The organism is Amycolatopsis samaneae, assembly GCF_039541975.1.
GTDB classification, from domain to species: Bacteria; Actinomycetota; Actinomycetes; order Mycobacteriales; family Pseudonocardiaceae; genus Amycolatopsis; species Amycolatopsis samaneae.
Genome location: NZ_BAABHG010000010.1, coordinates 90216 through 116785, shown reverse-complemented (window position 1 = coordinate 116785; position 26570 = coordinate 90216). Strand labels below are relative to the sequence as shown.

At 70.0% G+C, this 26570-nt stretch carries 20 protein-coding genes; 12 read left to right on the top strand and 8 right to left on the bottom strand.

What is annotated here, in order from left to right:
* Positions 1–131: 131 nt before the first annotated feature.
* Entirely contained in the window at positions 132–1352 is a 1221-nt protein-coding gene (locus ABD987_RS26360) for an acetyl-CoA C-acetyltransferase (RefSeq protein WP_345399158.1), read from the top strand.
* 81 nt (positions 1353–1433) lie between these two features.
* On the opposite strand, the gene ABD987_RS26355 is transcribed toward ABD987_RS26360, so the two are convergent.
* From ABD987_RS26355 to ABD987_RS26345, 3 genes are all read right to left on the bottom strand, one after another.
* On the bottom strand, positions 1434–2978 hold the full coding sequence (locus tag ABD987_RS26355; RefSeq protein ID WP_345399155.1) for a DHA2 family efflux MFS transporter permease subunit: 1545 nt from the start codon (positions 2976–2978) through the stop codon (positions 1434–1436).
* Between the two features lie 206 nt (positions 2979–3184).
* Positions 3185–4453: a YeeE/YedE family protein gene (locus ABD987_RS26350; RefSeq protein WP_345399152.1), complete on the bottom strand. Its 1269-nt coding sequence runs from the start codon at positions 4451–4453 to the stop codon at positions 3185–3187.
* 598 nt (positions 4454–5051) lie between these two features.
* Positions 5052–5909 carry a Bax inhibitor-1/YccA family protein gene (locus tag ABD987_RS26345; RefSeq protein WP_345399149.1) on the bottom strand — a complete coding sequence of 286 codons (858 nt, stop codon included), beginning with the start codon at positions 5907–5909 and terminating at the stop codon, positions 5052–5054.
* A gap of 308 nt (positions 5910–6217) precedes the next feature.
* Between ABD987_RS26345 and ABD987_RS26340 the strand changes: the two genes are divergently transcribed.
* The 6 genes from ABD987_RS26340 (at position 6218) to ABD987_RS26315 (ending at position 13870) form a co-directional block, all read left to right on the top strand.
* Positions 6218–7711: a SpaA isopeptide-forming pilin-related protein gene (locus tag ABD987_RS26340; protein ID WP_345399146.1), complete on the top strand. Its 1494-nt coding sequence runs from the start codon at positions 6218–6220 to the stop codon at positions 7709–7711.
* Between the two features lies 1 nt (position 7712).
* Positions 7713–8426, top strand: coding sequence for a class F sortase (locus tag ABD987_RS26335; RefSeq protein ID WP_378214413.1), 714 nt, complete (start codon positions 7713–7715; stop codon positions 8424–8426).
* A gap of 87 nt (positions 8427–8513) precedes the next feature.
* Complete coding sequence (locus ABD987_RS26330) at positions 8514–10508, top strand: SDR family oxidoreductase (protein ID WP_345399140.1); 1995 nt, start codon at positions 8514–8516, stop codon at positions 10506–10508.
* A 118-nt stretch (positions 10509–10626) separates the two neighbouring features.
* Positions 10627–11619: a coiled-coil domain-containing protein gene (locus tag ABD987_RS26325; protein ID WP_345399137.1), complete on the top strand. Its 993-nt coding sequence runs from the start codon at positions 10627–10629 to the stop codon at positions 11617–11619.
* Between the two features lie 160 nt (positions 11620–11779).
* A complete protein-coding gene (locus tag ABD987_RS26320) occupies positions 11780–12916 on the top strand; it encodes a glycoside hydrolase family 3 N-terminal domain-containing protein (RefSeq protein WP_345399134.1) in 1137 nt (378 codons plus the stop codon).
* Positions 12917–12991: 75 nt separating this feature from the next.
* The gene (locus tag ABD987_RS26315) at positions 12992–13870 is read left to right on the top strand and encodes an oxidoreductase (protein ID WP_345399131.1); all 879 of its coding nucleotides are present in this window, start codon (positions 12992–12994) and stop codon (positions 13868–13870) included.
* Between the two features lie 7 nt (positions 13871–13877).
* On the opposite strand, the gene ABD987_RS26310 is transcribed toward ABD987_RS26315, so the two are convergent.
* Entirely contained in the window at positions 13878–15116 is a 1239-nt protein-coding gene (locus tag ABD987_RS26310) for a lipase family protein (protein WP_345399128.1), read from the bottom strand.
* A gap of 381 nt (positions 15117–15497) precedes the next feature.
* Between ABD987_RS26310 and ABD987_RS26305 the strand changes: the two genes are divergently transcribed.
* Positions 15498–15677, top strand: a complete 180-nt coding sequence (locus ABD987_RS26305) for a hypothetical protein (RefSeq protein WP_345399125.1) — start codon at positions 15498–15500, stop codon at positions 15675–15677.
* Positions 15678–15680: 3 nt separating this feature from the next.
* On the opposite strand, the gene ABD987_RS26300 is transcribed toward ABD987_RS26305, so the two are convergent.
* The 3 genes from ABD987_RS26300 to ABD987_RS26290 all read right to left on the bottom strand — a co-directional run bounded on the left by ABD987_RS26300 (position 15681) and on the right by ABD987_RS26290 (position 19374).
* Positions 15681–16502, bottom strand: coding sequence for an SDR family NAD(P)-dependent oxidoreductase (locus ABD987_RS26300; RefSeq protein ID WP_345399122.1), 822 nt, complete (start codon positions 16500–16502; stop codon positions 15681–15683).
* Between the two features lie 467 nt (positions 16503–16969).
* Entirely contained in the window at positions 16970–18229 is a 1260-nt protein-coding gene (locus ABD987_RS26295) for an alkaline phosphatase (RefSeq protein WP_378214408.1), read from the bottom strand.
* 119 nt (positions 18230–18348) lie between these two features.
* Positions 18349–19374 carry a cation diffusion facilitator family transporter gene (locus ABD987_RS26290; RefSeq protein ID WP_345399119.1) on the bottom strand — a complete coding sequence of 342 codons (1026 nt, stop codon included), beginning with the start codon at positions 19372–19374 and terminating at the stop codon, positions 18349–18351.
* A gap of 63 nt (positions 19375–19437) precedes the next feature.
* Here ABD987_RS26290 and ABD987_RS26285 point away from each other — a divergent pair, with 63 nt between their 5' ends.
* Together ABD987_RS26285 and ABD987_RS26280 are read left to right on the top strand one after the other, a co-directional pair.
* A complete protein-coding gene (locus ABD987_RS26285) occupies positions 19438–19797 on the top strand; it encodes an ArsR/SmtB family transcription factor (protein ID WP_345399116.1) in 360 nt (119 codons plus the stop codon).
* A gap of 50 nt (positions 19798–19847) precedes the next feature.
* The gene (locus tag ABD987_RS26280) at positions 19848–21413 is read left to right on the top strand and encodes an LCP family protein (RefSeq protein WP_345399113.1); all 1566 of its coding nucleotides are present in this window, start codon (positions 19848–19850) and stop codon (positions 21411–21413) included.
* Here ABD987_RS26280 and ABD987_RS26275 read toward each other — a convergent pair.
* On the bottom strand, positions 21410–22906 hold the full coding sequence (locus tag ABD987_RS26275) for an MFS transporter (RefSeq protein WP_345399110.1): 1497 nt from the start codon (positions 22904–22906) through the stop codon (positions 21410–21412). The genes ABD987_RS26280 and ABD987_RS26275 overlap by 4 nt on opposite strands.
* Before the next feature lie 164 nt (positions 22907–23070).
* Here ABD987_RS26275 and ABD987_RS26270 point away from each other — a divergent pair, with 164 nt between their 5' ends.
* Both ABD987_RS26270 and rph read left to right on the top strand, forming a co-directional pair.
* Positions 23071–23655: a TetR/AcrR family transcriptional regulator gene (locus ABD987_RS26270; RefSeq protein WP_345399107.1), complete on the top strand. Its 585-nt coding sequence runs from the start codon at positions 23071–23073 to the stop codon at positions 23653–23655.
* A 244-nt stretch (positions 23656–23899) separates the two neighbouring features.
* Positions 23900–26497 (top strand): rifamycin-inactivating phosphotransferase, encoded by a 2598-nt coding sequence (gene rph, locus ABD987_RS26265; RefSeq protein ID WP_345399104.1) that lies wholly within the window; start codon positions 23900–23902, stop codon positions 26495–26497.
* The last annotated feature ends 73 nt before the right edge of the window (positions 26498–26570 follow it).

The following is a 26570-nucleotide window of genomic DNA, read 5'->3' as shown; positions in this document are numbered from 1 at the left end:
GTGCCAGGGCCGGCGCGGGCCCGTGCGGGTTTTCCGGACGTGTTCCGCGTCGCGCTCGGCTTGTCGCCCGCGCCACACGCGCCCAAGATGTGAACAAGCGCTTATTTCAGTACTCGACGAAGAGGTCTGTGATGCCCGAAGCCGTGATTGTCTCCGCCGCCCGGTCGCCGATCGGACGTGCCAACAAGGGTTCGCTGGTCAGCATGCGGCCCGACGACCTGGCGGCGCGGATGGTGCGCGCCGCGCTGGACAAGGTGCCGCAGCTGGACCCGGCCGACATCGACGACCTGATGCTGGGCTGTGGTCTGCCGGGCGGTGAGTCCGGTTTCAACATGGGCCGCGCGGTCGCGGTCGAGCTCGGCTACGACCACCTGCCCGGCTGCACCGTCACCCGCTACTGCGCCTCCAGCCTGCAGACCACCCGCATGGCACTGCACGCGATCAAGGCGGGTGAGGGCGACGTCTTCGTCTCGGCCGGTGTGGAAACCGTGTCCCGCTTCGGCAAGGGCAGCTCGGACTCGTGGCCCGACACGCACAACCCGCTGTTCGCCGAGGCCGAGGCCCGCACGAAGACGACCGCGGAGCAGGGCTCGGACAGCTGGACCGACCCGAGGACCGAGGGCAAGGTCCCGGACGTCTACATCGCGATGGGCCAGACCGCGGAGAACCTCGCGCGGCTCAAGGGCGTCACGCGGGAGGACATGGACGAGTTCGGTGTCCGGTCGCAGAACCTCGCCGAGAAGGCCATCGCGGACGGGTTCTGGGCCAAGGACATCACCCCGGTCACGCTCCCGGACGGCACGGTCGTCTCGAAGGACGACGGCCCGCGCGCGGGCGTCACGCTCGAAGGCGTCTCGGGCCTGAAGCCGGTGTTCCGGCCGGACGGACGGGTCACCGCGGGTAACTGCTGCCCGCTCAACGACGGGGCCGCCGCGCTCGTGGTCATGTCCGACACGAAGGCTCGTGAACTCGGCATCACGCCGCTCGCGCGGGTCGTCTCGACCGGGGTTTCCGGGCTGTCGCCGGAAATCATGGGCTACGGTCCGGTGGAGGCGTCGAAGCGGGCGCTGTCCCGCGCCGGGCTGTCCATCGGCGACATCGACCTCGTCGAGATCAACGAGGCGTTCGCGGCGCAGGTCATCCCGTCCTATCGCGACCTCGGCATCGACATCGACCGGCTGAACGTCAACGGCGGCGCGATCGCGGTCGGGCACCCGTTCGGCATGACCGGCGCGCGCATCGCCTCGACGCTGATCAACTCGTTGCAGCACCACGACAAGCAGTTCGGCCTGGAGACGATGTGCGTCGGCGGCGGCCAGGGCATGGCCATGGTCCTCGAACGCCTCTCCTGATCCCGTAACGGTCCGTGGGGGCCTCCTTGAGGGACTCTAGGTCCCTCAAGGAGGCCCCCACGGACCTTTCGGACGGTGTCGCTAGTGGACGACCACCGGCGGGGCGGTGTCCTCGCCCGGTGCGGGCGCGGGTGCGGCGGCGGCCGGGCCCTTCTTCGGCAGGAAGAACGCCGGGATGATGCTCGCCGCCATCAGCACCAGCGCCCACACGAAGGTGGTCGCGAACGCGTCGGAGGCCATCGACGCCGCGGCGTCGTGTGTGGCCGGGTTCAGCGTCGCCACGGTGGCGGCGATCTGCCCCTGGCTGGTCGGGACGCCGAACTTCCCGGCCAGCAGCGCCGCCAGGATGATCGACATCACCGCGGAGCCGACCGCGCCCGCGGTCTGCTGGAGGATGTTCGTCGCGGTCGACGCCTTCGCCATGTCCTTCAGTTCCAGCTGCTGCAGCGCGGCCGACATGACCGGAACCATCGTGAGGCCCATGCCGAGCCCGATCACGAACAGCCCGGGCAGCAGCACCCAGAACGAGGTGTCCGCCGTGACCATGGTGAACGGGATCATGCCGAGCACCATCACGACCACACCGGGCAGCACGAGCTTGCGCGGACCCATCCTGTCGGCCAGCTTGCCCGCCCTCGGCATCGTGATCATCACGCCGAGCGCCTGCGGCGCGATCAGCAGCCCGGACTGCAGCGCCGACTCACCGCGCACCACCTGGAGGTAGGTCGGCAGCAGCAGCATCGAGCCCATCATGCCGATGAAGAACACCGCCATGGTCAACATCGACATCGAGAACGCCTTGTTGCGGAACAGGTTCATGTCGAGCAGCGGGTTGGCGATCCGCACCGACCGCAGCACGAACCCGACCAGGAGCAGCACACCGGCGAGACCGGGCAGCCACACCGCGAGGTGCGTGACCCCGCCCGCTTCCGGGATGCGGGAAACCCCGAAGATCAGCGCGGCGAGACCCGGCGAGACCATGAGCAGGCCGGGGAAGTCGAACCGCTGCGAGGGCTCCGGCGAGTCCTTGGGCAGCAGCTTCAGCGCGAGCAGGATGGCGATCGCGCCGATCGGGACGTTGATGTAGAAGATCCAGCGCCAGCTCACCGCGTCGACCAGCCAGCCGCCGAGGATCGGGCCGCAGACCGGGCCGAGCAGCATCGGCACGCTGATCACGGACATCACGCGGCCGATCCGCTGCGGGCCCGCGGCCCGCGTCAGCATCGTCATCCCGGCGGGCATCAGCATGCCGCCGCCGAAGCCCTGCACGATCCGGAAGGCGATCAGCGACTCGACGTTCCACGCCATCCCGGCGAGCATCGACCCGATCAGGAAGAACGCGATCGCCAGCAGATAAAGACGTTTGGTGCCGAAGCGGTCGGCCGCCCAGCCGGTGATCGGGATGACCGTCGCCAGCGCGAGCATGTAGCCGGTGGCGATCCACTGGATGGTGTCGAACGAGGTGTTGAACTGAAGCATCAGCTTCTGCATCGCGACGTTGACGACCGTGACGTCCAGGATCGCCATGATGGCGCCCGCGACGACCACCACCGCGACCTTCAGTACGTCGCGGTCGAGTTTGTCGGTGACGGCGCCGGGCGCGGCCGGGCCAGCTTGCGAACTCATACGGTAGAACCGTCCCCAATTGATGTCAGTGCCCGTGAAGACACAAATCCGGCATAGACCCGGAATCCCCCTGCTCTCGGCACCGAGGGTAACCGATGGGAACTTGCTCCTGCCAACCAGTTTCGCCCGCGGCAAGAAATAACGTTGCGCGTTCGCACGCGGTGTGCTGTCGTGCTCGCTTTCCGCGACGGTTTCAGCGGGACACGTCAGCAGACGCTGTCGGCGGGGGCCGGGTTCGCCAGCCCGAACAGCGGCCGCAGCCGGAGCCCGATCCAGGTGCCGCCCAGCGCGAACACGCCCCACAGCCAGCCGTGCAGGCTGCCGACGGAAATCCCGCCGAGATACGCGCCGATGTTGCAGCCGCCCGCCATCCGCGCGCCGACCCCCATCAGGATCCCGCCGAGTACCGCGGCCAGCGCCGTCCGCCACGGGATCGAGCTGTGGATCTTCCACGCGCCCGCCGCGGCCGCGGCCACCCCGGCGCCGATCATGATGCCGATGTCGGTGAGGCTGGTCTTGTCCTTCCAGACGGTGGTGTTCAACGAGGTCGCGTTCGCCTTGAGCCGCCAGAACTCCCAGTGCTCCGGGTGCAGCCCGAACACCTGGAGGATCTTCGCGCCCCACAGGCTGAACGCGCTGGTGACGCCCCAGATCCCGCCGGAGACGAGGAACACCGCGGCGGCCAGTACCCCGAGCACGAGCGCGCCGACGAGCATCGGCCACGAACCGCGGAACACCCTGGCGAACCCGCGCGCGGTCGGCACCACGTCGGTCGGCGGCGGCGTGCGCCGCCGCTGCACCGCCCTGGTAGCCAGCACGATGAGCGCGAGCACCGCGATCGTGATCAGCCACGAGCCCGCCCAGCCGACGTGGTCGGCGAGCAGCACGCCCTTGAACTCCGGCCAGCCGGACAGCACCGGGTAGGCCCAGGTGTAGAGCACCGACCCGGCAATGAACCCGCCGAGGGTCAGCACGATCGCCGACTGCCCCGACCCGACCGCGAACAACGTGCCGGACGCGCACGCGCCACCGAGCTGCATGCCGATCGCGAAGACCGTCGCGCCCACGAACAGCGACAGCCCGAGCGCGCCCGCCGTCGGCGCCGGCTTGCTGCCGAACAGCCCGGATCCGGTACCCGCGATCAGCGCGATGAGCGTCGCCGCCGTGCCGAGCAGGAGTGCGTGCGCGCGCAGCCCCTGTCCGTTGCCGACGGCGATCAGCTGCCGCCACGCCGAGGTGAACCCGAACCGCGAGTGGAACAGCGCGAGCCCGAGCAGCAGGCCGAGTGCCAGCAGCACCCCGAACTTCGCGCCGTGGCTCGCCCAGACGTAGGTGGTCAGGCCGACCGCGAGCACCCCGGCGACGGCGAGCGGGACCACGCGGACCGGCTCCTCCGGCTTCGGCAGCGGGGCGGCACACGACGTCGGGAAGTCGAGGAACCTCTTGGCACCGGCCGGTGATTCGGTTGTCGCCACCTTGACACTCCACGGCAGATCGGGCTGATCGGGAGACTCAGGTTAGGACTGGTGACCGGGCAGATACAGCCCGTCCCACAGAGTGCGACGAACGGAGCAAAGCCGACGCCGTCCACCGGGCCGGACGGCGCGGCGGCGCGGCCCTCGTGCCCCCGGGACGGAAGGCTGTGAAGGACGCCTTCAGGGCGTTGAGCGCCGGTAAGGGGTCCTTCACAGACCGCCTTGAGGGGCGGCGTCGGGCATCGAGCCGCGGCAGCGTCCCGAACGCCACGTTCGGGACGTTCAACGTCGCGAACGGGCCGTTGGCGGCATCGACGCCGCGCGCGGTTTTGGAGCGCGCACGTCCCGAACCCGTCGTCGCGGCCAAGCTCTCCGCCGGTCCGTGAATGCCACATTGAGGGACTCAGAGTCCCTCAATGTGGCATTCACGGACCGCTGAAGGAATGAACGGAAGATTCAGGACACCCCAAGGCCCCCTTGCCGAACACAGTACGGACAGGCACCGACAACCCCGGGTCGAGAGCAGCCCCTGGGAAAAGCCGAAGGCCACCCCGCGGGATCGCGGGGTGGCCTTCGGGGAAGCCGGAAGAAACGACGGCTAGTCGCGGAGGTAGGACAGCAGCCGCAGGATCTCCAGGTACAGCCACACCAGCGTGGTCATCAAGCCGAACGCGGCGTACCAGGCCCACTTCGACGGCATGCCCTCGCGGATCATCCGGTCGGCCTGGTCGAAGTCGAGCAGGAAGCTGAACGCGGCGATACCGATCACCACGAGGCTGAAGATGATCGCGATCGGACCGCCGTCACGCAGCGGGTTGAAGCCGAAGAAGCTGGTGATGAGGTTGACCAGCATCAGGATCGCGACACCGCAGACGGCGCCGATGATCCACTTGGTCAGCTTGGGGGTGACCTTGACCGCGCCGGTCTTGTAGACGACCAGCATCGCGATGAACACACCCGCGGTCCCGATGATCGCCTGGAGCGCGATACCGGGGTAAATGGCCTCGAACACGCCGCTCAGCGCACCGAGGAACACACCCTCGACACCCGAGTAGATCAGCGTGAGCGGACCGCTCGGCTTACCGCGGAAGATCATCACCAGCGAGACGACGAGCCCGACGACCAGCGCGCCGAGCGTCACACCGAGCACCGCGCCGGGCAGCGCGATCCGGCCCGACGCGGAAACCACGAGCTGGCTCTGCGCCCACAGCGCGGTGAGCACACCGGCCACGAGCGCGACGGCGAGGCTCAGCCCCGTCTTGATGACGACGTCGTCGACGGTCATCGGCCGGTCGGCCGACCCCGTCGGAGCGTGCCCCGGACCGTAGCCGGGGACGCCCCCCTGGGCCTGCGGGTAACCCTGGGCGGGGTTGAAGCCCACGTTGGGCCCGTACTCACCGGTCATGGTTCCGCCACGCGGCAGGTTGCGGAACGCCGGGTTGCTACTGGAACGCACCTGATCCTCCTGGATCTGCTGGCACCTGTATCGGGTTCAACGACCACTCCGGCCTGCCAGTTCCCGACTGAGTAAAGATGACTTTACCCGCCCTGTGACCGGCGGCGGGCTCCACCGTATGCGAGGGAGATCACGACCGTTCATCGACCGTCCCCCGATGGCGTCTAGACAAAGCGGGCCCGCAGGGTCGAGTCTCACCACGCGTGTTCGGATCCTCACCGAAGGCGTGCCCGCTCAGTGGACGATCGTGTGGACCCCTTCGGCGTGCTGGACGCCGGGCGGGCACATGGCAAGGAGTCAAACACACCATGGGGTGGTCCCTACGCCCGAAGGCGGTCACCGGTCTGCTCGCGACCTGCCTCCTCGGCGCACTGTCCGTAGCCGTCGCCCCCACCGCATCCGCGGCGACCCAGGAAGGTGTGGGTTACGAGATCACACCGGGTCAGCCCGTCGGGGGCGTGACACCCAAGCGCGGCTGGCTCGGTTCCTACGTCGTCGGCGGCAAGCAGGTGTTCTGCGTGAGCTTCCAGCTCAAGGCACCGGACACCGGCGAAAAGTACAAGCCGGGTGACGAACTCCGCGACAAGTGGGGCCAGGCCCTGCCCGCGGACAAGGCAGCCAACATCTCGTACCTGCTGCTGCGCTACGGCGACACCAAGAACAACGACGAGGCCGCCGCGCTCGCGCACCTGCTGCACTCGTGGACGTCCGCGCCGCGCGAGGGCAAGAACGACCTCGACCCCGGCCTGCCCCCGGAGAAGATCGGCTACGACGCCCCGCGTCACCTGAAGACGCTGCGGGACAACGGGCACGCCGCCGCGGCGGACGCCGCCGACAAGCTCACCAAGGAAGCCGAGGCCAACCGGGGCCCGTGGACGGCGACGATCGCCGCGCCCAGCACCGAGCAGCACATCGGCACCCCGGCGGCGTGGACGATCACGGTCAAGAACTCCCAGGGCACCGGCATCCCGGACGTCCCGGTGAAGCTCGCGGCCACCGACGCCTCGGTGGACGAAGCCGGCGCGAAGGCGACCGGGACCGAGCAGCAGGACAAGGCGGGCAACGCGAGCCCGCAGGCCGCCACCAAGGACGTCACGGTCAAGACCGGCAAGGACGGGACGGTCACCGTCAAGCTCACCCCGTCCGGTGAGCACCCGCAGCTGGCCGGATCGCTGTCCGCGCCCGCCGACCGGCCGTACGTGCAGTTCCCGGTGACCCAGGGCAGCGGCCTCGCGACCCAAAACGTCGTCTCCACCGGCGGCGAGAAGGAACTGAAGGTCCAGGGCGCGGTGAACGTCGCCAAGCCGGGCCAGCTCCAGGTCACCAAGACCGACAAGAAGACCGGCAAGGGCATCGCCGGCGCGCAGCTGCGGATCACCGGCAAGGACAAGAGCGCGGCGGCGACCGGCCAGGACGGCAAGCCGCTCAACGGTCCCGACGGCAAGCCCGTCGTGGTCACCACCGACGGCTCCGGCGTCGCGACGGTCGAGAAGATCCAGGCGCCGCAGGACATCTGCGTCGTCGAGGTGAGCGCCCCACCGGGCTACACGAACGCGTTCGACCCGGCGAACCCGCCGTCCGCCTGCGGTTCGGTGAAATCCGGCGAAACGCTCGCGCTGAGCGTGGTCAACGTGCCCAACGAGGTCCCGCACGCGATCCCGGCCGGGGACAAACCGGTCGCGATGGCGCAGGGCACCGTCGAAACCCAGTACTCGACGCCGGGCCTGATCGGCCTCGGCGTGCTCGCGCTGCTGGGTTCGGCACTCGTCGGCATCGCGGCCCGGCGGGCCTCGCGGCGATAGGCTGGCGCGCGTGACTGGTCGTCGGCTCGCCACCGGCTTCGCGCTCGGTGTCGCGAGTGTGCTCGCGGTCGAGCTCGCCGCCGTGGTGATCACCATGCCGCCCACGACAGTGGTGGCGGGGACCGCGGAAGCGGCCCCCGCCACCGTCGTGCCCGCGAAGGGCTCGCCCGCGGTGCCCGCCGCGCCGAGTACGTCGGCGGTCCCCCCGGTGACACCGTCCTCGCCGACACCCGCGGCTCCCGCCGCGCAGCCACCGTCCCCGCCGCCGCCACAGCCACAGCGGCCGGGCACGATCCGGCTGCCCGGCGGCGGCACCGCGGTGATGGTGCGCAGGAACCTCGGCCCGAACGCGGAGCTGCCCATCCCGGACAACCTCGGCGAGGCGACGTGGTGGGGCGCCGACCTCACCGCGGCGGGCGGGGCCAGCGTGTTCGCCGGGCACGTCAACTGGCGGGGCGCGATCGGCCCCTTCGCGGAGCTGTGGGACGAGAAGATCGGCGGTGAGGTCACCGTCGTCGACGCCAAGGGCAAGACGTGGCGGTACAAGATCTCCCAGCTCGTCACCGTGCACAAGAACGATCTGCCGCAGCGGGCCGACGACCTGTTCGGCCCGTCCGGGCCGCATCGCGTGGTGCTGGTGACCTGCGGCGGCCGCTGGGTCGGCGGGCCGCAGGGCTACGAGGAGAACCGCGTCGCCGTCGCCGATCCGGCGTGAGCCAAGTTACCCACGAGTAATATAGGTTCGCGGCCGCCGGATGCAGCACAATGCCGGGGAACAGGCGACGGCGAGAGGGTGCGAGCAATGGCGACGTTTCTGGTGACCGGCGCGACCGGGCTGATCGGCCGCCACTTCACCCGGCTCCTGCTGTCCCGTCCTGGCGCCGATCGCATCGCGCTGGTGGTGCGGGCGTCCTCGCGGGACAAACTCGCGGCGCTGGTCGACCAGTGGCCGCACGCCGACCGCGTCACGCTGGTCACCGGCGATCTCGCCGAACCGCTGCTCGGGGTGTCCGAAGAAGACCGCGCGCGGCTGCGCGGGCAGGTCGGGCACGTCGTGCACCTGGCCGCCCTCTACGACATCACCGCCGACGACGAAGCCAGCGTCAAGGCCAATGTGGACGGTACACAGCACGTCGTCGACCTCGCCGCGGACCTGGACGCCGGCTGCCTGCACCACGTTTCCTCGGTCGCGGTCGCCGGTGACCACGACGGCGTGTTCACCGAGGACATGTTCGACGTCGGCCAGCGGCTGCTCACCCCGTACCACCGCACCAAGTTCGAGGCCGAGAAACTGGTCCGCGAGCAGCAGGAAGTGCCGTGGCGGGTGTACCGCCCGGCCATCGTCGTCGGACATTCCGAGACCGGCGAGATGGACAAGATCGACGGCCCCTACTACCTGTTCCCCGCGATCAGCAGGCTCACCGGGCTGCCGGACCTGCCACTGGTCGGGCCCGGCCTCGGCGACTCGAACATCGTCCCGGTCGACTACGTCGCGAAGGCGCTGCTGGAACTGGTGACCACCGACGGGCTCGACGGACGGGCCTTCCACCTGGTCAACCCGGAGCCGCAGCCGGTGGTCTCGGTGTACAACGCCTTCGCGAAGGCGGCGGGCGCGCCGACGATTTCGGTGCAGCTGAACGAAAAGCTGTCCAAAGGCATCGTCGGGCTCGCCCGGCTGTCCGAGCACATCCCCGGGTTCACCATCGCGCGCGACGCGGTCCTCGAACGTCTCGGCATCCCGCCGGTGCTGCTGGACAACGTCGCGTTCGCGTCGGTGTTCTCCTCGGCGTCGACCCGCAAGGCACTGGCCGGTTCCGGTGTCGAAGTCCCCCGGCTGGAGGACTACGCGGCCACGTTGTGGCGGTACTGGCGCGAGCACCTCGACCCGTTCCGCGCGCGCAAGCACGGCCCGCGCGGCGAGCTGGACGGCCGTCGCGTGATCATCACCGGCGCGTCCTCGGGCATCGGGCGCGCGGCGGCGCTGAAGGTCGCCGCGGCGGGCGGCGTCCCGCTGCTGGTCGCGCGGCGGCAGCACGAGCTGGAGGAGGTCCGTGACGAGATCCTCGCCGCGGGCGGCACGGCGTCGGTGTACCCGGCGGACCTGACCGACGAGGAGTCGGTGCACAAGGCCGTCGACGCGATGCTGGCCGAGCACGGCCGGATCGACATGCTGGTGAACAACGCGGGCCGGTCGATCCGCCGCTCCATCAAGCTGTCCTACGACCGCATGCACGACTACGAGCGCGCGATGGCGATCAACTACTTCGGCGCGGTGCGGCTGATCCTCGCGGTGCTGCCGCACATGTCCGAGCGGAAGTTCGGACACATCGTGAACGTGTCGTCGATCGGCGTGCAGGGCATCGCGCCCCGGTTCTCCGCCTACGCGGCGTCGAAGGCGGCGCTGGACTACTTCTCGCGGATCGCGGCGACCGAGACCCACGGCGACGGGATCACCTTCACCACCATCCACATGCCGCTCGTGCGCACGCCGATGATCCGCCCGACGAAGATCTACGACGCCTTCCCGACGAAGTCACCGGAGCAGGCGGCGGACATGGTGCTGAAGGCGCTGGTCGAGCGGCCGAAGCACATCGGCACCCCGGCCGGGCAGGCGATCGGGCTCGCCTACACCCTCACCCCCGGGCTCACCGACGCCGTCGCGTACCAGGGTTTCCGGATCTTCCCCGACTCCGCCGCCGCGGGCGGTTCGGGCGGACTGAAGATCGGCCGTGGGGAAAAACACCTGTCGAAGGCGGCGATGGCCTTGGCGCGGCTCAGTCGCGGATTCCACTGGTGACTCTCCGCTTCCGGGTGGCGGCCGTTCGGGCACCATTTGTCAGCCCCGGGTGAAGACACACCGGTGAATCACCAAACCTGACGTCGGCGACGCGGCGTACGCGGGTACGGTCGGGCACATGGTTCCCGAGCGAGACAACAGCCTCCCTGGCCTTCTTCCCCTCAGGCGCGAATACACCCAGGCGTGGCATGGTTTCGACCGCAACGAGGTGCGGCAGTACCTCGATCACGTCGAGGGCCAGCTGCACAGGCTGATCAACGAGCGCGACGCCGCGGCCAACCAGGTCGCGACCGTGTCCCGTGAACTCGAGAACGCGCGCAAGGAGGTCCAGCAGCTCCAGGCGCGGGTCGAGGAGCTGAAGAAGCCCCCGGAGCGGTTGGAAGATCTCGACGAGCGGATGCAGCGGACGGTCACGCTCGCGCAGGCCCGCGCCGACGAGATCACCAAGCGTGCCCAGGTCGCCGCGGAGAAGCACTGGGCGTCCTCCAGCGAGGCGTCGACGAAGCTGCGCGAGCGCTACACGAACCTGATGGCCGAGCTGGACAAGCAGGCCGAGGCGCTGCATTCCGAGCACGAGGCGGCGCTGGCCGAGACGCGCGCGGAGACCCAGCGGCTCACCGTCGAGGCGGCACAGCGGCGGGAACTGCTGGACACCGAGGCCGAGCGGAAGCGGCGCAAGATCGAGCGCGAGTTCGAGGCGTCGATGGCCGCGCAGCGCGCCGCGCTGGAGAAGCACGTCGCCGACCAGCGCACCGCGAGCAAGCAGCAGGCCGAGCGGCGGATCAGCGAGGCGACGGCGGAGTCGAAGCGGCTCGTCGACGAGGCCACCGCGGAGGCGAAGCGGCGGCTGGACGAGGCGACCACGACGGCCGCGCAGCGGACCACCGCGGCACAGCGGAAGGTCGAGCGGCTGGCGGAGATCCGCGAGCAGGCCCGCAAGAGCCTGGCGATGGCCGACGAGATCCTCGGCCGCAGCGAGGGCCAGCTGAAGCCGCTGCCGGAGGAGTCCGTCATCCCGCAGGCGTCGAAGCTGGTCGGCGGCGACGAGCCGGCGCAGAACGGCACGCCCGCCAAGAACGGGAAACCGGCCACCGCCAAGACCGGCTCCTGAGGTTTTCGGACGGTCCGTGAATGCCACATTGAGGGACTCAGAGTCCCTCAATGTGGCATTCACGGACCTACGCGTGCCCCCCGTACGGGTGAAGGACCGCCGCTGTCGCTTCGTCGGCTACCGTCGGGTCGACGACGTCTTGAGCAGCTGAGAAGGGTCGATGCGGCGGAAAGCGTGGTACGGGCTGGTGGCCGGAGGCGCGGTGGTGGTCGCCGCGGCGAGCCTGGTCGTGGCGTCGACCAGGCAGGACGGCGGCACGAGCGCCGCGGCACCGCCGACGGCGGACGCCCGGCTCGCGCGGGTGCCCGACTGCGGGCCCGCCATCGCCAAACTCGACCCCCGCGCCCAGCTCGCGCAGCTGGTCGTCGTCGGCGTGCCCGGCAGTGATCCGGCTTCGACGGTCAAGCTGGTCCGGGAACAGCAGCCGGGCGGGATCTTCATCGCGGGCGACGCGACCGAGCTGCTCTCCGGTCAGGCGCTGGACGCCGTCCAGCAGGCCGCGAAGGTGCCCGTGTCCGTCGCGGTCGACGAGGAGGGCGGCCGGGTCCAGCGCATCGACGCGCTGGACGGCAGCATCCCCAGCGCGCGCGAGCTGGCGGCGTCCAAGACCCCGGACCAGGTCCGCGAGGTGGCCGCCCAGCGCGGCAGGCAGCTGCGTGCCCGCGGGGTCACCGTCGACTACGCGCCGGACGCCGACATCACCGACCAGCTCGACGACGGCGTCATCGGCGACCGGTCGTTCAGCGCCGATCCCGCCCGTGCGCGGCGGTACGTGCGCGCGTTCGCCGCGGGGCTGCGCGACGCCGGGGTCCTGCCGGTCCTCAAGCACTTCCCCGGGCACGGGCACGCGTCCGGGGACTCGCACCGCGGGCTCGTCAGCACCCCGCCGCTGCCCACGCTGCGCCGGGTGGACCTGGTGCCCTACCAGCGGATCGCGGAGTACGGGCCGATCGGGGTGATGGTCGGGCACCTGAGCGTCCCCGACCTGACCGGCGGCCTGCCCGCGTCGCTGTCGGCCCCCGCCTACCAGCTGCTGCGCGGGGAGTTCGGGTTCACCGGGCCGGTGGTGACCGACGATCTCGGCGCGATGAAGGCGATCACCGCGGAGTTCCCGCTCCCCGAAGCGGTGCTGAAGGCCCTCCAGTCGGGCGCCGACGAGGCACTGTGGTCCTCGGGCGGACACGTGACCGAGGTTCTGGACCGGCTGTCCCAGGCGCTGCGGACCGGCGAACTGCCCGAGGCACGGGTCCACGAGGCGCTCACCAGGGTGCTGACCACCAAGGGGCTGTGTGGTTGAGGGACTGTGCGGCTGACCGTTCTGTCGTACCGCCCGGCTAAGGTGTCCGGCGGGTGGAACACAGGAGGAACGGACATGGCCACGGACGCCACTCTCGGCGGCACCTTCACGCTCGGCGGCGAGCTGACCGTGCACCGGATGGGATACGGCACGATGCAGCTGGCCGGCCCCGGCGTGTGGGGGCCGCCGCGGGATCACGACGCCGCCGTCGCCGTGCTGCGCGAGGCCCGCGAACTCGGCGTCGATCACTTCGACACGAGCGACTTCTACGGCCCGCACACCGTGAACACGCTGCTGCGCGACACGCTGCACCCCTACCCCGGTGACCTGCGCATCGTCACGAAGGTCGGCGCGCGGCGCACCCCCGACAAGGGCTGGCCGCCCGCGCAGTCCCCGGAAGAGCTGACCTCGGCGGTGCACGACAACCTGCGCAACCTCGGTCTCGACACGCTCGACGTGGTGAATCTGCGGCTGGCGGGCGAAAGGGCCGAATACCCGGTGGCCGGGTCGCTCGCGGAGCAGTTCGGCACGCTCGCCGAGCTGCGGCGGCAGGGGCTGATCCGGCATCTCGGCGTCAGCCACGTCACCGCCGAGCAGCTCGACGAGGCACGGTCGATCGCGCCGGTGGTGTGCGTGCAGAACGAGTACAACCTGGCCAACCGCGGTGCCGACGCGCTGGTCGACAAGTGCGCGGCCGAGGGCATCGCGTTCGTCCCGTACTTCCCGCTCGGCGGGTTCAGCCCGCTGCGGTCCGAGTTGCTCGCGGACTGCGCCCGCCGCGTCGGGGCGACCTCGATGCAGGTGGCGCTCGCGTGGCTGCTCCAGCGCTCGCCGACGATGCTGGTCATCCCCGGCACCTCGTCGGTGGCGCATCTGCGGGAGAACGTCGCCGCCGCGGATCTGGTGCTGCCCCCGGACGTGCTCGCCGACCTCGACCGGATCGGCGAGCGCTGAGCCGGGTTCAGAATCCACCGCAGTTGCCCGTCGCGGGTTTCCCGGCGAGGCGGTCGGCGATCCAGGTGGCGGCGTTGCCCGAGGCGGTGAACGCGGCGAGCGCGTGGGAGAACACCGGCGTGAACGAGGCCAGATCCTTGAACTCGACGTTCGCGCCCTGCCCGCACCAGTCCTTGGCCAGCTGTTTGCCCTGGCCGTAGGGCACGATGTCGTCCAGCGGGGTGTGCTCGACGAGCACCGGCGCGGCGGGCCTGAGGTTGCCGATCCGCAGATCGTCGACCACGGCCTTGAACGGGGCCTCGGCGAGGTAGGCCGACACCGGCCTGCCGTCCTTGGTCAGCGCACTGGTCTGCTTGTAGGCCAGCTGGAAGATCGCGTCCATCGTGCAGAGCCTGCTGGCCTGCATGAACAACTGCGCACCGGCGGGGTTGGCCAGATCCAGCATGTGTGTTTCGGGATAGGCCGTGTTGATACCGATGAGCGCGAATCCGAGAAAACCGGCCGCGTACGCGCCGTCGAGGCTTTTCGCGAGCACGGCCTTGTCCGCCGGGGCGGCACCCGCGTATGCGCCCTTGAGGTTGAGTTCCGGCGCGTAGTCCGGAGCCATTTCCACCGCCGCCGCGGACGCGCCGCCGCCCTGGGAATAGCCGACGATCCCGACCGGAGCGTCCTTGGCCAGCCCCGAATCGGGCAGCCGCTGCGCCGCGCGGACGACGTCCAGCGTGGTGTGCGCCTCGGAGCGGCGCATCACGTACGCGTGCTCCGCGTTCGGGGTGCCGAGTCCCTCGTAGTCGGTCTGCGCCACGGCGAAACCCTTTTGCAGCAACGCGTTCACGAACTGCGTCTGCACGTTGGCGACGAGGTCGGCACTGCCCTCGCCCGCGATCGTCTTCGACACCGCGCACTGATCGCCCATACCCGCGGTGAACGGCGCGTAGGCGACGATCGGCCGCGGCCCCTGGCCGGTCCACGGCGTCGTCGGCACGATCACCGTGCCGGTCACCGGAATCGGTTTGTCCTTGGTGTCACGGGACAGGTACATGATCCGGGTCGCCCTGCCGCCGGCGAAGGCCGACGGCTGCGACTTGACGACGTCACCGTTCTGCCCGGCGGGCAACGGCGAAGGCGGGCTGTAGAACCCTTCGTCCGCTGTCGCGGGGGTAGCCACAGCGACCATGGCCGCCAGCAGCACCGCCGGGAAAACCGAAACGACCCTGCCGAAACGAAGTCGAGCGGAAAACCGCATAGCTTCTCCAGTACGCGTGATATCGGACAGAATTCCGGGAAAGGCGCCCGTGGCGAAACGAGTTTCGGCCGGGGCCACGGGAGTGTCAAGAAAACCCGGTGACCCCGGCCGAAAATGGCATACCGGTCAGGTTTCCGACGCGCGTTTTTGGCAGTGACGCACGAGCGGGTTGCAACGCCGTTCTTCAGCGGTCCGTGAAGGACCCCTTACCGGCGCTCAACGCCCTGAAGGAGTCCTTCACAGCACTCACGCCGGAGGTCGCGAACGGCGTCAACATCTTCCGTTGGGGCGTCAAGGGTTCGTGAGCGCCGCTACGCCGGGCGGGCGTCGCGGCCGCATGCTGGGCGGTAACCCCTCGTCCCCGGCAAAAGAAGGCGTTGCATGAGCGACCTGGCCTATTCGGCGCTGCTGATCGCGTGTTGTGTGCTGTTGGCACTGGTGCTGCGGTTCCTCCAGTGGTGGCTGAACACCGACCGCCGGCCGGGCACGCGCCCGGCGGTCCGCCGTGAGAACGGCGAGCCGCTGATGGTGCGTACCCGATACCGGCGGCCGATGCGCTGAGGCTCAGCCGCGGTGCCGCTCCACCAGCGTCAGCCGTTCGCTGAGCTTCCAGAGCTTCGCGACGGCCTCGGCGTCCACCGCCGCGGCCGAGGCCCTGGCGGGAAGGCGACCGTCGTAGTAGGCACCCGCCAGCACCTTGGCCCCGGGATCGGCGAGCCGGGCGACGACCTCGGCCCCTTCGACAACGGGACGGCCGCGGTAGCTGTAGTGCCGGAGCATTCCGGTGGTGACGATGCCGGGGTGCACGCTGACGGCCTCCCGTACCTTGGGCCGGAGCTCGGTCAGCGCGGTGGTGAGCATGGTCAGCGCCAGTTTGGACTGGGCGTACGCGGCACCGCGGTTGTACCGCCGTTTCCCGTTGAGGTCGTTCCAGTTGATCCGGCCGCCGCGATGCAGCGACGAGGACACGTTGACCACGCGGCTCACCGTCGACGCGCCGAGCCGGTCTTCGAGCAGCCTGGTCAACAGGTACGGGGCCAGGTAGTTGACCTGGAACGTCTCCTCGTTGCCGTCCCTGGTGAGCACGCGGTCGCCGGTACCCGCGACACCCGCGTTGTTGACCAGGACGTCCAGCCGGGGAAACGCCTGCGCGACCGCGGCGGCCATTTCGGCCACCTGCCGCAGATCGGTGAAGTCCGCGACGACGGGCTGGAGGCGCCGCGCGTCGACGCCGGAACTCACCAGCCTGCGGTGGGCTTCTTCGCCTTCTTCGCGGGTGCGGGCGTGCGCGATGATCGTCGCGTCGCCGGCACCGAGCAGCCGCACCGTTTCGAGGCCGATACCGTCGGTGCTTCCGGTGACGAGGATCGTGGGGTTTTCGGGCATGATCCATCCACAAAGGACTGAAGCGCGGGAAGGCCGCGCGAAATGGGCAGGATTCAGCTGCCGGCCGGTGAATCGCCGGGACCGGTGGTATCGCCGACCGGCACCGGATCAGGCGGCCGGTCGTCGTGGCGCACGCCCCACGCGTGCCCACGTACGAGACCTCTGCCCATTCTTCGATGGAATCCGGCCCGGCGCGCGGCGGCAAGGTACCGCGCACCGAACTTACGGATTCCTAGCACCCCGGCGAAGCCCCATCTACGTGGCCCGCCACCGGCAAGCGCCCCAATGTGGCGTTCGGTGCGTCCAACGCACCGAACGCCACATTCGCTGCCGATTCAAGCCCGGACGCGCAGCGTCTCCGTTGAGGGTGGTGGCGGGGGCAAGGGTGGAGCACCCAATGCCACATTGGGGCGCTCGACCGGAGCGGCTGTCCGAATCGTCCACAAAGGACGAAGAACACCACAGGCTCAGCGGCCGAGTGCGTCCCGCATGACGTGGTAGACGTCGGTGTTTTCGACGAACCCGCGCAGCCGCGCGGAGCCAGGGCCGCTCGCGGTGACCGGGGTGTCGGCGCCGGTGTGGTCGTTCGTCGTCCAGTCCACGGTGAACTCCAGCTTCGAGCCCGGCACCGGGAACGGGCCGTCCTCGCGGGCGTGTTCCGGCCCGGTGTTGGAGCTGTCGTGGTTCTCGATGCTCAGCCCGCCGGTCTCGTGGTCGCCGCCGATGATCACCAGGGTGTCCGGATGCGTGCGGACGAACCGCATCACCTCCGCCACCGTCTCCTCCAGCGCGCGCCCGGCGTCGATGACCGAATGCGCGTTGTTCTCGTGCGACATCCCGTCGATGCCTTCCTCCTCCAGGAACAGGAAGAAACCGCGCGGGTTCTGCGAAAGCGTGTCAAGCGCCTTGCGCGCCATCTGCCGCAACGGCACCTTCGGCGCGTACTTGCCGACGCCGTCCGGACCGTAGTCGACCATGTCCTCGTTCGCGAACAGGCCGAGAATCCGGCCGCCGCGGGTGCGTGCCAGCTCGTCGGCGTTGCGCACGTAGGTGTATCCCGTCCGCTGCGCGCGCTCGACGAGGTTGCCGTACGGGCTGCGGCTCTCCTCGCCCGGCTTGTCCGGCCAGGCACCGGGATTCCCCTTCGGGAACCACCAGTCCTCGCCGCCGCCGAGCAGCACCTCGGGACGGCTGTTCTCCAGGTACTGCTTGGCGATGTCGCTCTGGGAGTCCCGGCTCGGCACGTGTGCCGCGAACGCCGCCGGCGAGGCGCCGGTGACCTGCGCCGTGGTGACCAGGCCCGTCGACTTCCCCGCCTTCTTGGCTCGTTCCAGGACCGTCTCGAGTGGACGGCCATGGGTGTCGACGCCGACCGCGCCGTTGCGGGTCTTGTGCCCGGTCGCGAGCGCCGTCGCGGCGGCCGCCGAGTCGGTGACGATCTCGTCCGGGTCGTCCGGCGCGGTGCGGACGAGGCCGGTCACCGGGAGCTTGTTCATCTCCAGCTCCCCGCGTTTGCCCACGGTCGCCAGCCGGATGAGGTCGCGCTGGCCGAGCCCCATCCCGTCACCCTGGATGTAGATGATGTTCTTCGCCGGGTGAGCACCGGCGGGTTCCGCCTCCGGGGTTCCCGCCGTCTGCGCGTCGGCGACCGTGCCGCCCCCGAGTACCACCAGCACCGCCGCCGCGACCAGGCCACGCTTGCGCACATCGCCTCCCGAGCCAGTCATTAGTTAGGAACCTTTCCTAACATAGACTTGACGGGAAATCGAGCCCCGGAAGATCTCTGAAGGCCACCTTGAGGGACTCCAGGTCCCTCAAGGTGGCCTTCAGAGACCGGGGAGCGAATTCAAGGGTGGAGCAGGGCGTGCGCCCGGTGCGCCCCGGTCGCCGGTTCGGTGTGCACGACGGCGGCGGTCAGCCGCGGCACCTCCCGCACCAGGTGACGCTCGACCTCGTGCGCGAGCAGGTGCGCGGCCTCGACGGTGAGCGAGGGTTCGACGGCGACGGCGAGCTCGGCCCGCAGCACGTGCCCGGTCCAGCGCATCCGCAGCTGGCTCACCCCGACGACGCCGTCGACCTCGGCGGCCGACCGTTCGGTCAGTTCCACGGTCGCCGGGTCGACGGCGTCCATGAGCCTGCCGAAGACCTCCTTCGCCGCGTCACGGAGCACGAAGAGGATCGCCACGGTGATCACCAGCCCGATGATCGGATCGGCCTGGGGGAACCCGAGCGCCACCCCGCCCGCGCCCGCGACGACGGCCAGCGAGGTGAACCCGTCGGTGCGCGCGTGGAGCCCGTCGGCGACCAGCGCCGCCGAACCGATCCGGCGGCCGACCGTGATCCGCCAGCGCGCGACGAGCTCATTGCCCGCGAAGCCGACGACCCCGGCGATCGCGACGACCCACAGGTGCCCGACCGGGCGCGGGTCGAGCAGCCGCAGCACCGCCTCGTACCCGGCGAACACCGCCGACGCGGCGATGACCAGCACCACGACCACCCCGGCGAGATCCTCCGCGCGGCCGAGACCGTAGGTGAACCGGCGGCTCGCCGCCCGCCTGCCGAGCGCGAACGCGATCCCGACCGGCAGCGCGGTGAGCGCGTCGGCGAAGTTGTGCACGGTGTCCCCGAGCAACGCGACGGAGTCACTAAGCAGCACCACCGCGAGCTGCGCGGCCGCGGTGACGAACAGCGCGGCGAACGACCACACCAGCGTCCGCGTGCCCTGCCTGCTCGCCTCCAGCGCGCTGTCGAACCGGTCGGCGCTGTCGTGGCTGTGCGGCGTGAAGGCGTGGGTGAGCGCGTGCCGCGCCCTCGCCCAGCGCGACGCCGGGGCGTGCCCGTGGCCGTGCCCGTGGCCGTGTGCCGAACCCATGGCCGTCCTCCCGTTCCGGGCGCCGAGTTGTGCGAACACCCTGTTCACCGCCATTATGCAACCATGCACGCGCATGTTAACCCGACCTCGGTGACCCGGCCCGGTCACCCGGCCGACCAGCGGCAGCTGGACGTGGCCGCGGAGATCCTGCGGCATCTGGCCGACCCGACCCGGTTGCACCTGCTGCATCTGCTGGCCACCGAGCAGGACGTGACGACGCTGACCGAGCAGGTCGCGGCGTCCCGTTCGTCGGTTTCCCAGCACCTGGGGCGGCTGCGGCTGGCCGGGCTCGTCCAGGTCCGCCGCGAGGGACGGCGCATGCTGTACCGGATCACCAGCGATCACCTGACCGGCCTGGTCGGCGAGGCACTCGGCTTCGCGGCGCACACCGTGCACGGCATTCCGCACCATGTCGAGACGTAGGATTCGTCACGCCGTGCAACAGCGACGGGGACATCGGCGTCTAGGGACGCGTGAAGCCCAACGCCCGGAATCCGAAGGCCGCGAGTAGGCACCGTCCCCAGGTCGTGGCCGGTCGCGCGCTGGTCGCCCTGCTGTCCGTGCTGACCCTCGTGGTCACCGGGTTCTTCTGGAACACCCTGCGCCAGGCGGAGGAACTCGGCGCGTCCGGCGCGATCTCGGGCGAGGGGAAGGCGCCGGACGGATCGCAGAACATCCTGTTGCTCGGGCTCACCACCCGCAAGGACAAGAACGGTCAGGACCTCCCGCCGAACGTCCTGAAAGCGCTCCACGCCGGGAACGGCCTCGACGCCGAGCACTCCCCCGATCACCAGGACCACACCGGCGGCTACAACACCAACACGATGATCCTGCTGCACGTACCCAACGACGGCAGCAAGGCCACCGGCATCTCGATACCCCGCGACGACTACATCACCTTCGTGGACGGGCCCCTGCTGGGAGCCACCAAGGGCAAGATCAAGGAAGGTTACGGCTGGGCGAAGGAACAGGAGCAGGAACGCCTGTACGCCCAGGGCGAGCACGACCAGGCGACGCTGGAGTTCAAGAGCCGCGAGGCGGGCCGCACCTCGACGATCAAGAACGTCGAAAACCTCCTGAACATCCACGTCGACCATTTCGCCGAGGTCAGCCTCGCCGGGTTCTACCACCTCGCCGACGCGCTCGGCGGCGTCGACGTGTGCCTGAAGGAGGCGACCAAGGACCAGGACTCCGGCGCGGACTTCCCGGCGGGGCCCCAGCACCTCGACGGCGAGCGGGCGCTGGAGTTCGTCCGGCAACGCCACGGCCTGCCCGGTGAGGACCTCGGCCGCGAATCCCGCCAGCAGGCCTTCCTCGCCTCGGTGGCGAGCACCCTGAAACGGGACGGCGTCTTCGGCAGCCTTTCCGACCTGCAGAACCTGCTCACCGCCGCGGAACAGGACGTCGTCTACGACAAGGGCTGGAACATCCTCGACCTCGCGAAACACGCGAAGAACCTCAACCCGGCCAACATCGTGTTCCACACCCTGCCGATCCAGGGGACCGACACGATCACCGTGGGCGGCAGCAAGGTCGACATCAACCGGATCGACATCGGGCAGATGCGGGCCGCCGTCCAGGCGTGGATCAATCCCGGCCAGGCCCCCGCCGCTCCCCCCGCGACATCGGCGCCGCCCACCACCCCGGCCGGTTCTGGAGGATCCACTGTGGACGTTCGCAACGCGTCCGGAGTGGACAACGCGGCCGCCGACCTGGTGAACGCGGTGGCGGCACACGGGTTCGTCAAGGGCGATACCTCCGCGGTGGCCAGCCGGCCCGCATCACAGGTGTTCTACGGCAAGGGCGCGAAGGCCGACGCCGACGCGCTCGCCGGGAAGCTGGGCATCACCGCGGTCTCGGCCAGCACGGCCGCCTCCGCCGGGCACATCGCGGTGTACCTCGGCACGGACTACCACGGCCTGCCCGCGGCCTTCGGCGGCACGCCCGCCGCACCGCCGTCGGCCGCCGCACCGCCCACGGAGGGATCCGCGAACGGCGCGGTGCGCGGTGATCCCGACAAGCCGCAGTGCGTCTTCTAGCCACGACGGCGGGTACCGGACCGCACCGCGCCCGCGACGGCCACCGCGCCCGCGACGAGCGTGACGATGCTCGCGACCCGGAGCGCGGTCCCGGCGCCCGAGGCGAAGGCGCCGACGATTTCGGCGTGCTGCGCCGGCGCCGCGGTGAGCGCCTCGGCGATGGTGCGGGGAACCGGGTCGTGCGCGCGGACGCTCGCGGGAAGACCATGGGTGAAGCTCGCCGTCAGCGCGGTGCCGACGACGGCGACGCCAAGCGCGCTGCCGAGTTCCCTGGTCGCGGACTGGAGTCCGCCCGCGACACCGGCCTGCTCGGCGGGCAGCGCCGCGGTGATCTCGGCGGTCAGGCAGGGCAGGCCGAGGGTGATGCCGACACCGATGACGACGAGCCAGATCGCGTAGACGGGGTACGGCTGCTCCGTGGCGGTCGAGAGCCCGAACAGTCCGGCGCCGGTGGCCAGGAAGGCGGCGGAAAGCGTGGCGGGGACGCCGATGCGCTTCGCCAGCTCCGGGACGTACCGCGAGCCGAACATCACCGGCAGTGTCAGGGGAAAGACCCCGAGCCCCGCCTGCAGGACGGAGTACCCGCGCCCGTACTGGAGGATCGAGGCGTTGAGGTAGAACAGCCCGAAGTTGCCGAAGAACATGACGAGCATGCCGAGGGCGGCGCTGCGCAGCAGGGGAATACGGAACAGGCGCGGGTCGAGCAGGGGATGCGCGACGCGTAGTTCGACCACGACCCAGAGCACTCCGAGCACCACGCTGAACGCGAAGGCGATGAGCACGACGGCGCTGCCCCAGCCCCGCGCCGGTCCCTCGATGATGCCGACGAGCAGGGCCACGATCGCCGCGACGAACAGGGCGGTGCCCGCCGGGTCGAGGCTACGGGAGTGCCGGCCGCTCCGTGGCGCGGCCAGGAGCACCCACAGTCCACAAAGGAGCGCGATCGGCACGATCGCGACGAACAGGCTTCGCCACGACCCCACGGACATGAGGGCGCCGCCGCCGATGTTCCCGACGATCCCGGCAACGCCGGTGACCGCGGCCCAGAGCGCGAGGGCACGACCGCGCCGTTCGGGCGCGGTCGCGTGCACCAGCACCGCCAGGCCGTTCGGCAGCACCAGCGCAGCGCCCAGCCCGGTGAGCACGCGGCCGATCAGCATGACCGGCACGGTCACCGAGACCGCGGAAACCGCGGCGCCCACCGCGAAGGTGACGAGCCCGGTGAGCAGCATTCCCTTGCGGCCGAAGCGATCCCCGGCCGCGCCGCCCGGGATGACCAGGCAGGCGAACACCACGATGTAGGCGTCCACGATCCACAGCAGCTCCGCCGAGTCCGGCCGCAGCTCGCTCGCCGCGATCATCGGCACCGCCAGGTTGATCGCGGCGACCAGGCTGATGACCAGCACGGTGCACGCGCTCACACACGCCAGGACCAGCCCCGGCCGCGCGGACCGGGGCACGGTCTCCGGGGTGATTTTGGGCGAGGTCTTCATTTCACTTCCTTTCGACAGCACGGGAAACCCCTCGGCGCATGCGCGTGACCTCCTCAAGCCCTCCACGGGTCACTGCGAGACGGGGGGGGCGGCGACCATTTCGAGTCACCATGCCTCGCAACACTAGCACGTAACGAGACACGGTGTCTCGGTATAGTCGAGGCATGCTTGAAGAGCGCGGACGAGTCGGCCGCCCCCGGAGCGAGCGGGCGCGGGCGGCCGTGCTGCACGCCGTCGACGACCTGCTGGTCGAGATCGGCTACGCGGCGATGACCATGAAGGGCATCGCCGAGAAGGCGGGCGTCGGCAGGCAGACCGTGTACCGGTGGTGGTCCACCAAGGCGGAGATCCTGTTCGAGGCCAGCGCGGCCGACGCGTCCCACGAACTCGCCGTCGAACCCACTGGCGAGGCCCTGGACGACCTCGTCGCCTACCTGGAAGCGCTCGTCCACTTCCTCACCCGCTCACCGGCGGGCGCCGCCTATCGGGCCCTGCTCGGCGAGGCACAACACGACGTCGCCGTCGCGGAACTGCTCGCCTCGAAGGACATCCTCGGCGACAGCGCCAGGACCGTCATCGAGCGCGTTGTGCGCGAGGACACTCCGTCGATCCCGGTCGATCTGGCGACCGCGCTGCTGATCGGCCCGGCCTTCTTCTGGATCACGAGCGGACGGGATCCCGCCCGCCTCGTGGCCAGGGAGCTGGCGGAGACCTTCCTGCGTGAACTGCGGATTCGAGAGCCGCGCTGAGGGTTGCCCCGGGGCGTCCGTTGTGGACGATGAAACGACAAAGGCAGGGAGAACTCTCCCTGCCACTTCCAACATATAGCGCACCAGGGGGCTTGCCGCAAGACCCGGGTCACCGTGCAGAATCAGCGGCCGATCCCACAACCTGCGGAAACGAGGGCTCTACGGGCATGTGTTGTTATCGACGTATGGGGGACGCGATGACGTCGAACCAGTGGCCGGCCACGACTGCCGGGGAGGTGTCGCGTTGACCGAGCAGTACGTAGTGGACCTTCGGGAGGTCGACGAGACCCGGCTCGCGGACGTCGGCGGCAAGGGCGCGCATCTCGGCGGGCTGGCGCGGATCGACGGCGTCGGTGTGCCGGGCGGCTTCTGCGTGACGACGGACGCCTTCCGGCGGATCCTCGCGGAGGCGCCGTCGCTCGACGATTCGCTCGACCGGCTGTCGCGTTCGGACCCGGACGACCGGGAGGGGATCCGCGCCCTCAGCGCGCAGATCCGCCGGATCATCGAAAAGGCGCCCGTCCCGGACGAACTCTCGGCGGCGATCACCCGCGCGCTCGCCCGGCTCGGTGAGCGGGCCGCGTACGCCGTCCGATCCAGCGCGACGGCGGAGGACCTGCCGACGGCCTCCTTCGCGGGCCAGCAGGACACGTACCTGAACGTCGTGGGACCGGCGGCGATCGTCGAGCACGTCAGCCGGTGCTGGGCCTCGCTGTTCACCGAACGGGCCGTGACCTACCGCCAGCGGAACGGCATCGACCACCGCACCGTCCAGATGGCCGTGGTCGTGCAGCGGATGGTCTTCCCGGAGGCGTCCGGCATCCTGTTCACGGCCGACCCGGTCACGGGCAACCGGAAGGACGCCACCGTGGACGCCGGCTTCGGCCTCGGCGAGGCCCTGGTGTCCGGCCTGGTGAACCCGGACGTCTTCAGGGTGCGGGACGGCGAGGTCGTCGCCAAGACGATCGCGGCCAAGCAGCGTGCCGTGCTCCCACTGGCCGAGGGCGGCACCCGGGAAACGGCGATCGACCCGGCACAGCAGGAGCAGCCGTCGCTGACGGACGCGCAGGTCGTGCGGCTCGTGGCGCTCGGGCGGCGGATCGAAGCGCACTTCGGCCGCCCGCAGGACATCGAATGGTGCCTGGTCGAGGACGACTTCCAGATCGTGCAGAGCCGGCCGATCACGACGCTGTTCCCCATCCCCGAGACCGGTGATCAGGAGAACCACGTCTACGCCTCGGTCGGTCACCAGCAGATGATGACCGACGCCATGAAGCCGCTGGGCCTGTCCGTGTGGCAGCTGACGGCCATGGTGCCGATGGCCAAGGCGGGCGGGCGGCTGTTCGTCGACATCACCCGGCGTCTGGCCTCGCCAGCGAGCCGCGCCGCCCTGCTGGACCTGATGGGGAAGGGCGATCCGCTGATGCGGGACGCGCTGGAGACCGTGCTCGACCGCGAGGGTTTCGTCCCGTCCCTTCCGGACGCGAGCCCCGGTGGCCCGCCGGCCGGCGGCGCGCCCGCGCCCGCCGATCCCGACCCGGCCATCGTTCCCGAGCTGATCGAGCGCAGTCAGGAGTCCATCGCCGCGCTGGAGCACGACATCCAGGCGGTGACCGGGCCGGCGGTGTTCGACTTCCTGCTGAAGGCCTTCGAGGAGCACAAACGGGTCCTCGGCGACCCGGTGAGCTTCCAGGCGATCATGGCGGGCATGGAGGCCACCTGGTGGCTCAACGACAAACTGCAGGAGTGGCTCGGCGAGAAGAACGCGGCCGACACGCTCACCCTGTCCGCGCCCGGCAACGTCACCTCGGAGATGGGACTGGCGCTGCTCGACGTCGCGGACGTGATCCGGCCGTGGCCGGAGGTGGTGGCCTTCCTGCGGGACGTCGAGGACGAGACCTTCCTGGACGAACTGCCGAAGCTCGAAGGCGGCATCGAAGCGCGTGACGCCATCACGGCGTATCTCGACCGGTACGGCATGCGCTGCGTCGGCGAGATCGACATCACCAGGCCACGCTGGCGCGAACGCCCCGCCACCCTGGTGCCCGTGATCCTCGACAACGTCAAGAACTTCGAGCCGGGCGCCGCCGAACTGCGCTTCGAACAAGGACGGCGGAAGGCGCTGGAGAAGGAGCAGGACGTGCTGACCCGGCTGCGCGCCCTGCCGGACGGGGACCGGAAAGCCGGGGAAACCAAGCGGATGATCGATCAGGTCCGCACCTTCATCGGCTACCGGGAATACCCGAAATACGGCATCATCAGCCGTTATTTTGTCTACAAACAAGCCCTGCTGAAGGAAGCCGAACGCCTCGCCGAGGCCGAGGTGATCTCCGAGAAGGAAGACGTTTTCTACCTCACCTTCGAGGAGTTCCGGGACGCCGCGCACACCGGCCGGGTGGACGAAAACCTCGTCCGGCAGCGCAAGGAGGAGTTCCAGGTCCACCAGGCACTCACCCCGCCCCGGGTACTCACCTCCGACGGCGAAGCCGTCTCCGGGGCCTACCGGCGCGACGACATCCCCGACGGCGCGCTGACCGGCCTCCCGGTCTCCACCGGGACCGTCGAAGGCCGGGCCCGCGTCATCCTCGACATGGCCGACGCCGACCTCGAAGCGGGTGACATCCTCGTCACCGCCTTCACCGACCCCAGCTGGTCCCCGCTGTTCGTCGGAATCGCCGGTCTCGTCACCGAGGTGGGCGGCCTGATGACCCACGGCGCGGTCATCGCCCGGGAATACGGGCTGCCCGCCGTCGTCGGCGTCGAAAAGGCCACGAAACTGATCCAGGACGGACAGCGGATCCGCGTACACGGAACCGACGGATACGTCGAAATCCTGTCCTGACCGAGCCGGGCCGGTGGTGCTGAAGGACGCCTTGAGTGCAGTCAATGCACTGAAGGCGTCCTTCACTGCGCCC

Bases quoted from the DNA above. Each gene is read 5' to 3' on its own strand.
- ABD987_RS26355 (WP_345399155.1), bottom strand. From the start codon at position 2,978: ATGAGTTCGCAAGCTGGCCCGGCCGCGCCCGGCGCCGTCACCGACAAA.
- ABD987_RS26300 (WP_345399122.1), bottom strand. From the start codon at position 16,502: ATGCCCGAAAACCCCACGATCCTCGTCACCGGAAGCACCGACGGTATC.
- ABD987_RS26320 (WP_345399134.1), top strand. From the start codon at position 11,780: ATGCGGCGGAAAGCGTGGTACGGGCTGGTGGCCGGAGGCGCGGTGGTG.
- ABD987_RS26290 (WP_345399119.1), bottom strand. From the start codon at position 19,374: ATGGGTTCGGCACACGGCCACGGGCACGGCCACGGGCACGCCCCGGCG.
- ABD987_RS26285 (WP_345399116.1), top strand. From the start codon at position 19,438: ATGCACGCGCATGTTAACCCGACCTCGGTGACCCGGCCCGGTCACCCG.
- ABD987_RS26325 (WP_345399137.1), top strand. From the start codon at position 10,627: ATGGTTCCCGAGCGAGACAACAGCCTCCCTGGCCTTCTTCCCCTCAGG.
- ABD987_RS26275 (WP_345399110.1), bottom strand. From the start codon at position 22,906: ATGAAGACCTCGCCCAAAATCACCCCGGAGACCGTGCCCCGGTCCGCG.
- ABD987_RS26295 (WP_378214408.1), bottom strand. From the start codon at position 18,229: ATGACTGGCTCGGGAGGCGATGTGCGCAAGCGTGGCCTGGTCGCGGCG.
- ABD987_RS26360 (WP_345399158.1), top strand. From the start codon at position 132: ATGCCCGAAGCCGTGATTGTCTCCGCCGCCCGGTCGCCGATCGGACGT.
- ABD987_RS26305 (WP_345399125.1), top strand. From the start codon at position 15,498: ATGAGCGACCTGGCCTATTCGGCGCTGCTGATCGCGTGTTGTGTGCTG.
- ABD987_RS26330 (WP_345399140.1), top strand. From the start codon at position 8,514: ATGGCGACGTTTCTGGTGACCGGCGCGACCGGGCTGATCGGCCGCCAC.
- ABD987_RS26310 (WP_345399128.1), bottom strand. From the start codon at position 15,116: ATGCGGTTTTCCGCTCGACTTCGTTTCGGCAGGGTCGTTTCGGTTTTC.
- ABD987_RS26270 (WP_345399107.1), top strand. From the start codon at position 23,071: ATGCTTGAAGAGCGCGGACGAGTCGGCCGCCCCCGGAGCGAGCGGGCG.
- ABD987_RS26315 (WP_345399131.1), top strand. From the start codon at position 12,992: ATGGCCACGGACGCCACTCTCGGCGGCACCTTCACGCTCGGCGGCGAG.
- ABD987_RS26340 (WP_345399146.1), top strand. From the start codon at position 6,218: ATGGGGTGGTCCCTACGCCCGAAGGCGGTCACCGGTCTGCTCGCGACC.